The sequence below is a fragment of the Stutzerimonas stutzeri genome, assembly GCF_013522825.1.
Taxonomy (GTDB): domain Bacteria; phylum Pseudomonadota; class Gammaproteobacteria; order Pseudomonadales; family Pseudomonadaceae; genus Stutzerimonas; species Stutzerimonas stutzeri_AK.
Genome location: NZ_JAAMQZ010000004.1, coordinates 43,586 through 57,027 on the forward strand (window position 1 = coordinate 43,586; position 13,442 = coordinate 57,027).

General features: G+C 65.1%; 8 protein-coding genes. 1 reads left to right on the forward strand and 7 read right to left on the reverse strand.

Annotation, left to right across the window (positions count from 1 at the left end):
* Positions 1-44: 44 nt before the first annotated feature.
* The 6 genes from G7020_RS03955 to mfd form a co-directional block, all read right to left on the reverse strand.
* Positions 45-878, reverse strand: coding sequence for an urease accessory protein UreD (locus G7020_RS03955; RefSeq protein WP_181082638.1), 834 nt, complete (start codon positions 876-878; stop codon positions 45-47).
* Positions 879-1,117: 239 nt separating this feature from the next.
* Positions 1,118-2,821, reverse strand: a complete 1,704-nt coding sequence (locus G7020_RS03960) for an ATP-dependent DNA ligase (RefSeq protein WP_181082639.1) — start codon at positions 2,819-2,821, stop codon at positions 1,118-1,120.
* Entirely contained in the window at positions 2,818-3,840 is a 1,023-nt protein-coding gene (locus G7020_RS03965) for a ligase-associated DNA damage response exonuclease (protein WP_181082640.1), read from the reverse strand. The genes G7020_RS03960 and G7020_RS03965 overlap by 4 nt, the downstream gene beginning before the upstream one ends.
* A gap of 103 nt (positions 3,841-3,943) precedes the next feature.
* Complete coding sequence (locus G7020_RS03970; protein WP_181082641.1) at positions 3,944-4,495, reverse strand: hypothetical protein; 552 nt, start codon at positions 4,493-4,495, stop codon at positions 3,944-3,946.
* 86 nt (positions 4,496-4,581) lie between these two features.
* The gene (locus G7020_RS03975; RefSeq protein ID WP_258189243.1) at positions 4,582-6,795 is read right to left on the reverse strand and encodes a DEAD/DEAH box helicase; all 2,214 of its coding nucleotides are present in this window, start codon (positions 6,793-6,795) and stop codon (positions 4,582-4,584) included.
* Between the two features lie 140 nt (positions 6,796-6,935).
* Entirely contained in the window at positions 6,936-10,385 is a 3,450-nt protein-coding gene (mfd, locus tag G7020_RS03980) for a transcription-repair coupling factor (protein ID WP_181082643.1), read from the reverse strand.
* A gap of 158 nt (positions 10,386-10,543) precedes the next feature.
* On the opposite strand from mfd, the gene G7020_RS03985 reads away from it, so the two are divergent.
* Positions 10,544-11,995 carry a glyceraldehyde-3-phosphate dehydrogenase gene (locus tag G7020_RS03985; RefSeq protein WP_181082644.1) on the forward strand — a complete coding sequence of 484 codons (1,452 nt, stop codon included), beginning with the start codon at positions 10,544-10,546 and terminating at the stop codon, positions 11,993-11,995.
* 218 nt (positions 11,996-12,213) lie between these two features.
* Here G7020_RS03985 and dapC read toward each other — a convergent pair whose 3' ends face one another.
* On the reverse strand, positions 12,214-13,422 hold the full coding sequence (dapC, locus tag G7020_RS03990) for a succinyldiaminopimelate transaminase (protein WP_181082645.1): 1,209 nt from the start codon (positions 13,420-13,422) through the stop codon (positions 12,214-12,216).
* Between the last annotated feature and the right edge of the window lie 20 nt (positions 13,423-13,442).

Sequence of the window (13,442 nt, forward strand, 5' to 3'; positions counted from 1 at the left end):
CCATTCGTAGGGTCGGCAACGGCGAAGCCTTGCCCACCAGGGTGTCAGGTATTCCAGATCCGTGGCGGCACGGCCTTGCGTCCCAGCAGTGCCGGGCGCAGCAGGCGCCACAGCTCGATCAGCCAGGCACGCGCATGCAGGGCTTCGCTGGCCAGGCAGCGCCCGATGATCAGCCCCGGCAACTGACTCAGATCGCCGCGAACCCGGCTCGGCAGTGTTCGGCAGCGTTCCAGCAGCTCGCCATCGATCTCGCCGCTGGCGATCAGCGTGGCGAATACGGGTTGGCCATCGAGACCAATCGGTGAATCCAGCAGGCCGTCGTCGCCTGTTATCCGCTGGCATTCGTGCCAGAGCAGCTCGCCGTCACGGCGGATATCCAGTCGCGCCTGAAAATATCCGGCGTCGAAGCGTTCGTTCGCCGCCGGGCGGCCCAGCGCGACCATGTCCCAGTAGAACAGCCGGGCGTCAGCTTCCAGTTCGATGGCGGTAGTGAGTTCGGCCTGCGCAGCGGAGTAGACGATGCTTTCCTGGGGCAACCATTCCAGCGTGGCGCCGGCTTCGACATGCAGCCGCACCTGCTGAAACGCCGGGCCAGCGGCGCGGTACCATTTGGCCGCGCCGGGGCTGGTCAGCTGCGCCCAGGCGTTGGCGCCTACCTGCGCGCTGATATCCAGACGATCCCCGCCGGCAATCCCGCCGGGTGGATGCACGATGATGTGCTGGCAGACTTCAGGCCCTTCGGCATACAGATGCTTCTGCACCCGCAGGGGGCCGCTGTGCCGCCGCTGTACCGGGCGCGTCGATTCACCGAAACGCGCATAACCGAGTTCCAGCTCGGCGTGCCAGTGAGGGGTGAACAGGGGCGTCAGTGCGGTCATCGCAAACAGAGTTCTTTGTTAGATGAACCGCTATCTCAGCAATAGTCGTGCCTTTGGATACTGGATGGTCGCTGCGCCTTGTCGTAATCAGGGCTGTAGGATTTGGGGAGTTAAATGATTGCACCAGGATGGTGCTTGATGCGTGCAGCCTTCCCATCACGCGTCGGAGTGGTGCACTTAGAGCGACCTACGATCGGGGGCGAGTTGTGGCTGTGTTGTAGGACCGTGCCAGAGCACTCTTATCCTAGCAGTTCCTTGAGCGTCTCCAGCGTATCGGCCTCTTCCACTGGCTTGTCATGACGCCAGCGCAGCATCCGCGGGAATCTCACCGCGATGCCGCTCTTGTGACGGCTGCTGGCGGCGATGCCTTCGAAGCCCAGCTCGAACACCAGTGTCGGCGTCACGCTGCGCACCGGGCCGAATTTTTCCACGGTGGTCTTGCGCACGATGGCATCCACCTTGCGCATTTCCTCGTCGGTGAGGCCCGAATAGGCCTTGGCGAAGGGCACCAGCTTGCGTTCGTGATCGCCCGGTTCGCCGTCCCATACGGCGAAGGTGAAATCGGTATAGAGGCTGGCGCGGCGGCCGTGGCCGCGCTGGGCGTAGATCAGCACGGCATCCACCGAATAGGGATCGATCTTCCATTTCCACCAGAGGCCGACATCCTTGGTCCGACCGACGCCATACTGGGCGGCGCGGGCCTTGATCATCATGCCCTCGACGCCCAGGGCGCGGGAGGTTTCGCGCCGGCGGGCCAGGTCCTGCCAGTCGGAGCCCGTGACCTGCGGCGAAATCATCAGGTGCGGGTTGGGACATTGCGCGACCACCGCTTCGAGCCGATGCCGGCGCTCGTGGTGCGGGCGTTGCCGCCAGTCTTCGCCCTGCCATTCCAGCAGATCGTAGGCGAGCACGGAGACGGGTGCGTCCTGTAGCACCCTGGCGCTGAGGTTCTTGCGCCCGATGCGCTGTTGCAGCAGGGCGAAGGGCTGTACGCCGGACTCTGCAGGGGGCGGTGCGGCGGCATCGATTCCCGGCAGGGCGGCGGGCGGTTGCTCGGGCGGGTGTTTCCAGACCAGGATTTCGCCATCGATCACCGTGCCGTCCGGCAGGCAGCCGGCCAGTTCGCACAGCTCGGGAAAGCGCTCGCTGACCAGCTCCTCGCCACGCGACCAGATCCAGATCTGCCCGTCACGCTTGACCAGTTGCGCGCGGATGCCGTCCCACTTCCATTCGACCAGCCAGTTCTCCGCTGCGCCGAGCAGCGTGTCGAACTCCTCCAGAGGCGCCTGCAACGAGTGGGCGAGAAAGAAGGGATAAGGTTGGCCGCCGCGCTGGGCGTGTTCGTGTTCCGATTCGTCGGCGATCAGCGCCCGGTAGCCTTCGGCGCTGGGGCGATGGGAAAGGTCGGTGTAGCCCACCAGCCGCTGCGCCACCCGTTTCGGGTCGAGATCGGCCAGCGCGGCCAGGGCACGGGTGACCAGCAGCTTCGAAACCCCGACCCGGAAGGCGCCGGTGATCAGCTTGATGCTGACCATCAGGCTGAGCCGGTCCAGTTGCGCCCAGAGCTCGGGCAGGCGCGCGGCCTGCTCTTCGGGTGGCAGGCCGCGCAGGGGCAGCAGCCTGTCCTGCAGCCAGACGGCCAGGCCTTCATCGGAGCTGTGGCTAACCTCGGGCACCAGCAGGGAAATGGTTTCGGCCAGGTCGCCGACGGCCTGATAGCTTTCCTCGAATAGCCATTCGGGCAGTTGCGCGACCTGCATCGCGGTTTCGCGCAGCACGCGCGTCGGGATCAACTGGCGCGGACGGCCACCGGCCAGAAAATACACGGCCCAGGCGGCGTCCTCGGCTGGCGCTTCGCGAAAATAGTCGCGCATGGCGGCCAGCTTGGCGTTGTTCGAGGTGGTGGCGTCGAGGCGGCTGTAGAGGGTGGCGAAGGCTTTCATGGCGTGCTTTCCGCTTCTGGCTGCGCCACGTCGTCCTCGTCCCCGTACTCGGTCTCGAATGCCTGCGCATCGAGGCCCTGTTCGCGCAAGTAACGCACCAGTATCGGTACCGAACCATGGGTGACCATCACCCGTTCGGCGCCGGTCTGCTCGATGGCCCAGAGCAGGCCCGGCCAGTCGGCATGGTCGGACAGCACGAAGCCGCGATCCACCCCGCGCCGGCGACGGGTGCCGCGCAGCATCATCCAGCCGCTGGCGAAGGCGTCGGCATAGTCGCCGAAGCGACGCATCCAGGTGCTGCCGCCCGCCGAAGGCGGGGCGAGAATGATCGCCTGTTTCAGGCGCGGATCGCCTTTCTTCAGATCGCCGGCATAGACCGTGGGAGGCAGATACACACCGGCCTCACGATAGACGCGGTTCAGTGGCTCGACCGCACCGTGCACCACCACGCTGCCAATGCTTTCGTCGAGACCGTGGAGAATCCGCTGCGCCTTGCCGAAGGCGTAGCAGAACAGCACGCTGGCGCGCCCTGTAGCGGCATTGGCGCGCCACCAGTCGTTGATGTCGCGGAACACTTCGCTTTGCGCGGGCCATTTGTAGATCGGCAGACCGAAGGTCGATTCTGTGATGAAGGTATGGCAGCGCACCGGCTCGAAGGGTGCGCAGGTGCCGTCGGGCTCAACCTTGTAATCGCCCGAGGCGACCCAGATCTCGCCCTTGTATTCCAGGCGCACCTGGGCCGAGCCGAGCACATGGCCGGCGGGATGGAAGCTGAGCGTTACGCCGTGATGAGTGATGGTTTCGCCGTAGGCCAGCGTCTGCAGCGGCATGTCGGCGGCGATGCGCGAGCGCAGGATGCCTTCGCTGTCGGCGGCGGCAAGGTAATGCCCCATGCCCCAGCGCGCATGGTCGCCGTGGGCGTGGGTGATGACGGCACGCTCCACCGGGCGCCAGGGGTCGATGTAGAAATCACCGGACGGGCAATAGAGGCCTTCGGGGCGGGCGACGACAAGGTCCATGGCTACAGGCAGGTTGAGGGCTTGTAGTCTTGGAACCTGCCGGGACAGCGTGAGTTCGGCGAATCCGTAGGGCGGAAATTTTTCCGCCGTTGCCCGGTGGCGGTCAATCCACCAGCTTCAGATGCGAGGTGTCCGGTGCCGGTGCGTCGCTGGCGCGGCGGCGCTCGCTCATGTCGCTGCCCACCGGCGCCAGGCTGAACTGCGACAGGTCCAACGCCGGCGGCTGGGCTGAAGGGCGGGCGTCCTGCAGGTCGGCGCCGACGGGGGCGATACCGAAGTCCGGCGCTTGGACATCGACGAAGGCGGCCATGTATTCATCGCGCGGTGCGACTTTCAATGGCTTGGGCGTTGTGCCGGGCTCATGGGCCGGTGGGGCGGCAGATGCTTCGACAGGCGGCGGCGCCAGTTCGATTTCCTCGACTTCCACCGGCATGGGCCGCACCTCGGCAACCGCCCCGGCGCGGGCCATGGCCTGGCGGTATTTCTCGACGCTGTCGTAGTCCAGATCCTGCTTGATGACGATGCGGCGACCGGAAAACAGCAGGGCGATGCGCTGGGCATCGGCCTGGAACAGCCGCGCCAGATTGGCCTCGACCTGCTCCAGCGTGGCACCGGGCGCCAGCTCCCCGGAAAAGGCGATTTCGTAGCGGCTCATGGATATCTCCTTTGTACGGGTAACAGTGTAGGTCGGATCACGCTTCACCGATCCGACGTGCGGAGCCAGCGACATCTACTCTACGCTCAAGCTACAATCGGCCCCAGCAGCGTCTCGATATCACTTTCCTCCAGCGCCCAGTCCGTACTCGTCGTGCCTTGCAGCACGCTGGCGGCCAGTTCGGCCTTGCGCACTTGCAGTTGCTGGATCTTTTCCTCCACCGTGCCACGGGCGATCAGCTTGTAGACGAATACCGGCTTGTCCTGGCCGATGCGGTAGGCGCGGTCGGTGGCCTGGTTCTCCACAGCCGGGTTCCACCAGGGATCGTAATGGATCACGGTGTCGGCGGCTGTGAGGTTGAGCCCGGTTCCGCCGGCCTTGAGGCTGATCAGGAACACCGGTACCTCGCCGCTCTGGAAGCGCCGCACCGGGGTGCGACGGTCACGGGTGTCGCCGGTGATCTGTACGTAATCGATGCCGCGCTGCCGCAGGCTTTCCTCGATCAGCGCGAGCATCGAGGTGAACTGCGAGAAGAGCAGCACCCGGCGCCCTTCGGCCAGCAGTTCCTGCAGCATCTCCAGCAGGCTGTCGAGCTTGCCCGAGCTGCCGCCGCGAACCGCGCGTGCGCTTTCGCCCTTGACCAGGCGCAGATCGCAACAGACCTGGCGCAGCTTGAGCAGGGCTTCGAGAACGATGATCTGGCTGCGCGCCAGGCCCCTGCGGTCGATCTCCTCGCGCACCTTGCGATCCATGGCCAGACGCACCGTCTCGTAGAGGTCGCGTTGCGCCGGGCTCAGCTCTACCCAGTGAATGATTTCGTTCTTCGGCGGCAACTCGTGCGCTACTTCTTCCTTGTGCCGGCGCAGGAGGAAGGGGCGGATGCGCTCGTTCAGGTGCTGCAAGCGCAGCGGGTCGCCATGCTTTTCGATGGGCGTGCGATAGGTGCGGGTGAACTCCCTGGCGCTGCCTAGCCAGCCGGGCATGAGGAAATGGAACAGCGCCCAGAGTTCGCCCAGGTTGTTTTCCATGGGGGTGCCGCTCAGGCACAGGCGTTGTCGTGCCTGCAACCGGCTGGCGGCCTGGGCGGCCTTGCTGGTGGCGTTCTTGATGTTCTGCGCCTCGTCGAGGACCAGCACGTGCAGCGGTTGTTCGACCAGCTGTTCGATATCCCTGGGCAGCAGCGCATAGGTGGTCAGCAGCAGGTCGTAGTTGGCCAGTTCGTCGAAGTGCTTCTGCCGGTTCGGGCCATGCAGGGTGAGCACGCGCAGGTCGGGGGTGAAGCGCGCCGCCTCGTCCTGCCAGTTGGGAATCAGGCTGGTGGGCAGCACCACCAGCGCAGGATGATCAAGGCGACCGGCGTTTTTTTCGGTAAGCAGGTGGGCCAGGGTCTGCAGGGTTTTGCCCAGGCCCATGTCGTCGCCGAGAATGCCGCCCACTTCCAGCTCACGCAGGGTCTGCATCCAGCACTGGCCCTGCAGCTGATAGGGCCGCAATTCGGCGCGCAGCCCCGCGGGTGGCAGGCAGGGGCGCTGCTGATAGTCGCGCAGGCGCTGGGCGAAATCACGCAGGTGTTCGCCGCCGCGCCATTGCAGGGGTACTGCGTCGAGCTGGGCCAGGCGGGCGGCATCGGCCTGGCCCAGGCGCAGGCTGTCGCCCAGGGACGGTTGCAGATAGAGATCGCCGAGGGTCGCGAGAATCGGCTTGAGCCGGCCGAAGGGCAGCAGCACCTGCAGCGGATATTCGCTGTCGCGGCGTTTGAGGCTGATGCGCAGCACTTCGTCGTCGCCGCGCAGGCTCAGTTGTTCCGGGGCCAGCAGCATCGGCGTCTTGCGGATCACGTCCAGCAGCACCGGCAACAGGCTGATGCGCTCGCCTTCGACGACGATACCCAGTTCCAGCTCGAACCAGCTGTGTTCCGGCGATTCCTCGACCTCGGCGTACCACTGTTCGACCTCGCGCAGATCGTAGGCGAACCCCGGCTGGATCAGGATTTCCCAGCCTTCGTCACGCAATATCGGCAGCTGCACCTGCACGAACTGCAGCCAGGCGCTTTCATTGTGCAGTTCGTACATCTCGGCGGAGTCTTTCGGCAGCGCCAGGCTCTGGCGCAGGGCAGGGCGCAGCCCCAGGTGCTGCAAGCGCTGACGCAAGGCCTGCTCGGCGGCGGGCTGGCGGGCAATGCTGAGGATTTCCCGCTCACCGGGCTGGCGCAGGCGCTCGTCGGCCTTGCCCTTGCCGTGGGTCGCGGTGCGGTCGTAGACGAAGCTGAGCCCGGCGCGGTGCTGCTGCTCGCTGATCATCCGCCCGCTGCCAAGGTGGTAGTTCAGCGACTGATGGCTGCCCAGCGCCAGACGCGGGCGGGGCGCCAGATCATCGATACGCCTTGTCTGCGGGCGGCCCGGTGTGCCGGGCTGTGCCGCGGCATCCCCGGTGACCGGCTTCACGGCTCGGGCGCCGGCGCAAGGCGTTCGAGCAGCGCTTCCAGCGTGTTGAAGCGTTCCTCGGGCCGCTCCATGGGCACCTGGAATTTGAACACCGTCGCTCCCTCGAACTTGTAGCGCTTGGGCTGGGACTGGATCAGCTTGATCAGCGCCATCGGGTCCACCGGCGTATCGGCGGCGAACTCGATGCGCCCGCCCTGCGGGCCGGCGTCGATCTTGGTGATGCCGAGCTTCTCGGCCTGCAGCTTGAGCAGCGTCAGGCGGATCAGGTGCTTGGCCGGTTCCGGCAGCAGGCCGAAGCGGTCGATCATCTCCACTTGCAGCTCGTTCAGGCCGTCCTGGTCGGCGGCGTTGGCGATGCGCTTGTAGAGGATCAACCGGGCATGCACGTCCGGTAGATAATCTTCGGGGATCAGCGCCGGAACGCGCAGGTTGATTTCCGGGCCGCCGCCCAGTGGCTGGTCCAGGTTCGGCTGTTCGCCTTTCTGGATGGCCTTGACCGCGCGTTCGAGCATTTCCATATAAAGGGTGAAACCGACCGCCTGGATCTGCCCGCTCTGGCCGTCGCCGAGCAGCTCGCCGGCGCCGCGGATTTCCAGGTCGTGGGTAGCCAGCACGAAGCCGGCGCCCAGGTCCTGGGCATTGGCGATGGCCTCCAGGCGCTTTTCCGCGTCCGGCGTCATCTGCTTGCGCGGCGGGGTGAGCAGGTAGGCGTAGGCCTGGTGGTGGCTGCGCCCGACCCGACCGCGCAGCTGGTGCAGCTGGGCCAGGCCGAACTTGTCGGCGCGCTCGATGATGATGGTGTTGGCGCTGGGCACGTCGATGCCGGTCTCGATGATGGTCGAGGCCACCAGCACGTTGAAGCGCTTGTGATAGAAGTCGCCCATCACCTGTTCCAGCTCGCGCTCGCGCATCTGCCCGTGGCCGATGCCGATGCGCGCCTCGGGCACCAGTTCGGCGAGGTCGGCGGCGCATTTCTCGATGGTTTTCACGTCGTTGTGCAGGTAGTAGACCTGGCCACCGCGCAGCAGCTCGCGCAGCAGCGCTTCCTTGATGGTCGGCTTATTGGCCTCCATGACGAAGGTGCGCACCGACAACCGGCGTGCCGGTGGCGTGGCGATGATCGACAGGTCGCGCATGCCCGCCACGGCCATATTCAGCGTTCTGGGAATCGGCGTCGCCGTGAGGGTGAGGATATCTACCTCGCTGCGCAGCGCCTTGAGCTGCTCCTTCTGGCGTACGCCGAAACGGTGCTCCTCGTCGATGATCACCAGCCCCAGGTTGGTGAATTTGACGTCCTCCTGCAGCAGCTTGTGGGTGCCGATCAGGATGTCCACCTTGCCCTCGGCCAGTTGGTCCACTGCCGCCTGGATTTCCTTGGTGGACTTGAAGCGACTCATCACCTCGACCTTCACCGGCCAGTCGGCGAAGCGGTCGCGGAAGCTGTTGTAGTGCTGCTGGGCGAGCAGGGTGGTGGGCACCAGCACGGCGACCTGGCGGCCACTGTGGACGGCGATGAAGGCCGCGCGCATGGCCACTTCGGTCTTGCCGAAGCCGACGTCGCCGCAGATCAGCCGGTCCATGGGCTTGGGCGCGAGCATGTCGGCGCGCACGGCCTCGATGGCTGCCTGTTGGTCCGGGGTTTCCTCGAAGGGGAAGCCGGCGCTGAAGGTGTCGTAGTCCAGCTGCGGGTCTTGGAAGGCGTAGCCTTCGCGGGCGGCGCGGCGGGCATAGATGTCGAGCAGTTCGGCGGCGACGTCGCGCACCTGCTCGGCGGCCTTGCGCTTGGCCTTCTGCCAGGTTTCCGAGCCCAGCCGGTGCAGCGGCGCCAGGGCGTCGTCGCTGCCGGTGTAGCGGGCGATCAGGTGCAGGCTGGCCACCGGCACGTAGAGCTTGGCTTCCTCGGCGTATTGCAGCTGGAGGAATTCTGCCGACTGGCCTTCGATCTCCAGGGTGATCAGGCCCTGATAGCGACCGACGCCGTGGTCGATGTGCACCACCGGCGCGCCTTCGCGCAGTTCGGTGAGGTTCTTGATGACGTTGTCGCCGGCATCGCGGATCTTCTCGCGGCGGCGGCGCTGCATGATGCGCTGGCCGAACAGCGGGCTTTCGGCGATCAGCGCCAGCTGCGGCTGTTGCAGCAGCAGACCGTCGTCCAGCGGCGCGATGCTGATCGCCAGGCGTTCCTCGCTCTGCAGGAATGCCGGCCAGCCATCGACTTCCTGTGGACGCAGTTTCAGGCGGGCCAGCAGCTCCAGCAGCACTTCGCGCCGGCCTGCCGATTCGGCGGTGAACAGCACGCGACCGGGGAATTCATCGAGAAAGCGCCGCAGCGCCCCCAGCGGCTCGCTGGCCTTGGCTTCGATGGCCAGCTCCGGCAGCACGCTGGCGGGGAAGCGCTCGCGGCCGATGCCGGTTTCCACATCCTCCTGGCTGGCGACCACGCGCGGCCACAACTTGAGACGGGCGAAGCAGTCTTCGACCGGGACGAACAGGTCGGCGGGCGGCAGCAAAGGGCGCTCGGGATCGACGCGGCGTTCCTCGTAGCGGTTGCGCACATCCTTCCAGAACTGCTCGGCGGCCTGCTCGATGCCCGGCAGGGAAAACACCTGGGTGTCCTCGGGCAGGTAGTCGAACAGGGTCGAGGTCTCGTCGAAGAACAGCGGCAGGTAGTACTCGATGCCCGCCGGGGTGATGCCGGTGGACAGGTCCTGATAGACCGGGCAGCGGCGAAAATCCACGTCGAAGCGTTCACGGAAGCGCGCGCGAAAGCCGGTGACCGATTCCTTCTTCAGCGGGAATTCGCGGGCCGGCAGCAGGCGCACGGAATCCACTTTCTCGATGGAGCGCTGGTTCTCCGGGTCGAAGGTACGCAGCGTCTCGATTTCGTCATCGAACAGGTCGATGCGGTAGGGCAGGGTGCTGCCCATGGGGTAAAGGTCGATCAGCGCGCCGCGCACGGCGAATTCGCCATGTTCGTACACCGTATCGACGCAGCGGTAGCCGGCTGCTTCCAGGCGCGAACGCATCTGCTCGACGTCGAGCTTCTGGCCGACGTCCAGCACCAGGCTCGACCCCAGCAGGAAGCGCTTGGGCGCCAGGCGGTGTAGCGCGGTGGTGATCGGAACTACCAGTACGCCGTGCGTCAGTTCGGGCAACTGGTAGAGCGCCGCGATGCGCTGGGAAATGATGTCCTGGTGCGGCGAGAACACGTCGTAGGGCAGCGTTTCCCAGTCGGGGAAATGCAGCACCGGCAGCTCGGGGGCGAAGAAGGCGAGTTCTTCCTTGAGGCGCTCGGCGCTCTGGCTGTCGGCAGTGAGAAGAAGGGTGAAGCACTCTGCGTGGCTGGCCGATTCGGCGATGGCCAGGCTCAGCGCGGCTCCGGGAAGGTTGCCCCAGGTTTGCTTGCCGCTGGCGGCAGGCATGGGCGGAAGGCGCAATACGGACACGAGTGGACGTGACTCCGGACGGGGAAAAAGATCTCCGGGATTGTAACTATCGTGGAGCGCGGCTGTCAGTGTTTCGTCCGTTGCAATTGCCCGAGTTGGGGCGCGACGGCATAATGTAGCCCTTTTTCTCTGCCCCTACATGTTGGAAGGAACTGCCCGTGACTCAGAAGCCCGACCAGTGTCTTGGTGAATGGATTGACCGCGAAGCGCTCGCTGAAGCGATGATTCCGCTGATTGGCCAGCTGTACCGCAACAACAACGTGGTGACCTCCATCTATGGTCGTGGCCTGATCAATCGCTCGGTGATCGCCATTCTCAAGGCACATCGCTTCGCTCGCCACCGCCAGGCCGATAAGGCGGAACTGTCCGTCCACGAAACCCACCAGATCCTCACCACCATGACCGACATGAACCTGGGCGCCGCTTCGGTCGACTTGGGCAAGCTGGTGGGCAAGTTCAAGGCCGAAGGCAATGGCCGTACTCTGGACCAGTTCGTGCGTGACGAGCTGGCCGAGGTCGCGGGCAAGCGCACCGCAGCCACCGAGCGCAAGGGCACCGACGTGGTGCTCTACGGTTTTGGCCGTATTGGCCGCTTGCTGGCGCGTATCCTGATCGAGAAGACCGGTGGCGGCGATGGCCTGCGTCTGCGCGCCATCGTCGTGCGCAAGGGTGCCGAGAACGATCTGGTCAAGCGTGCCAGCCTGCTGCGCCGCGATTCGGTACACGGCCCGTTCGACGGCACTATCCATATCGATGCCGAGAACAACACTATCACCGCCAACGGCAACCTGATCCAGGTGATCTACTCCAACGATCCGGCCTCGGTGGACTACACCCAGTACGGCATCGAGAACGCGCTGCTGGTCGACAATACCGGCAAGTGGCGTGACGCCGAAGGCCTGAGTCAGCACCTCAAGTGCCCAGGCGTTGCACGCGTGGTGCTGACCGCGCCAGGCAAGGGCGAACTGAAGAACATCGTGCATGGCATCAACCATGGCGACATCACCGCCGATGACAAGATCATCTCCGCGGCTTCCTGTACTACCAACGCCATCGTGCCGGTGCTCAAGGCGGTCAATGACCAGTACGGCATCGTCAACGGCCACGTGGAAACCGTGCATTCCTACACCAACGACCAGAACCTGATCGACAACTTCCACAAGGGCAGCCGTCGTGGTCGTAGCGCCGCGCTGAACATGGTCATCACCGAGACTGGCGCCGCCACTGCCGCGGCCAAGGCGCTGCCGGTGCTCAAGGGCAAGCTGACCGGCAACGCCATTCGTGTGCCAACGCCCAACGTCTCGATGGCGATTCTCAACCTGAACCTGGAGAAGGCCACCACCCGCGAAGAAATCAACGAGTACCTGCGCCAGATGGCCATGCACTCGGATCTGCAGAAGCAGATAGACTTCGTCAACTCGCAGGAAGTGGTGTCGACCGACTTCGTCGGCTCGCGCCATGCCGGTGTCGTCGATGCCGAGGCGACCATCAGCTGCGACAACCGTGTCGTGCTGTACGTCTGGTACGACAACGAGTTCGGCTACAGCTGCCAGGTCGTGCGCGTCATGGAAGACATGGCCGGGGTCAACCCGCCGGCCTTCCCGCGCTGAGTCTGCGCTGAATGAAAAACGGGAGCTTCGGCTCCCGTTTTTTTTAAGCAAAAGCTTCGTGGCTTCAGGGGCGTAATCCGGCGAATAACGTTGACTCCGCCCGTCGGGTCGATAAAGCGTGACCCGACCTACGAAGCCCAGGCATTTGTAGGTCGGATTAGCCGAAGGCGTAATCCGACGGCTTGAAGGCGTAATCCGACGATCCGCAGGCGTAACCCCTACTTTTCGCCATCCAGAGAAAGGACGAACGCGCGAATCCGCTCGGCGGCTTCGATGCACTCGGCCAGCGGCGCGACCAGCGCCAGGCGCACGCGGCCCGCGCCAGGGTTGAAGCCATCGACTTCGCGCGACAGGTAGGAGCCCGGTACTACGGTCACGTGTTCACGCGCATAAAGTTCGCGGGTAAAGCGCTGGTCGTCGATGGGTGTTTTCGGCCACAGGTAGAAGCCGCCATCGGGGCGCTGTACGTCCAGAACCGGTGCGAGGATATCCAGCACGGCAGCGAATTTTTCCCGGTACATCCGGCGATTGGCCTGGACGTGGGCTTCGTCGTTCCAGGCGGCGATGCTGGCCAGTTGCGTCGGCACCGACATGGCGCAGCCGTGGTAGGTACGGTAGAGCAGGAAGGCCTTGAGGATGTGCGCGTCGCCGGCGACGAAGCCCGAGCGCAGGCCCGGCAGGTTGGAGCGTTTGGACAGGCTGTGAAAGACCACGCAGCGGCTGAAATCGTCGCGTCCCAGGGCCGCGCAGGCGCTCAGCAGGCCGGGTGGAGGCTGGTCTTCGTCGAAATACAGCTCGCTGTAGCACTCGTCTGCGGCGATGATGAAATCATGTTCGTCGGCCAGCGCGATCAGCTTCTTCAGCGTCTCCAGCGGCACCAGGGCGCCGGTGGGGTTGCCGGGCGAGCAGAGAAAGAGAATCTGGGTGCGCTTCCAGATGTCGTCCGAAACCTGGTCGAAATCCGGGTTGAAGCCGTTCTCCGCCGTGCAGGGCAGGTAATGCGGCGTGGCGCCGGCCAGCAGCGTGGCGCCTTCGTAGATCTGGTAGAAGGGGTTGGGGCTGAGCACCAGGGCGTCGGGCTGGCGGTTGACCACGGCCTGGGTGAAGGAGAACAGCGCCTCGCGGGTGCCGTTGACCGGCAGCACATGTTGCGCCGGGTCGATTGCGCCCTGGTTCAGGCCAAAGCGGCGCTCGCACCAGCCGGCGATGGATTCGCGCAGTGCGGGAATGCCGAGGGTGGTCGGGTACACGGCCAACTGGTCGAGGTTGTCCGCCAGCGCCTGGGCGACGAAGTCTGGTGAGCGATGCTTCGGCTCGCCGATGGACAGCGCGATGGAGCGCTTGTCGCCGGGCGGCTGGGCATCGGCAAGCAGGGCGCGGAGTTTTTCGAAGGGGTAGGGCTGCAGCAGGTTCAGGGCGTCATTCATTGTTGGAGTCTTCGACACGT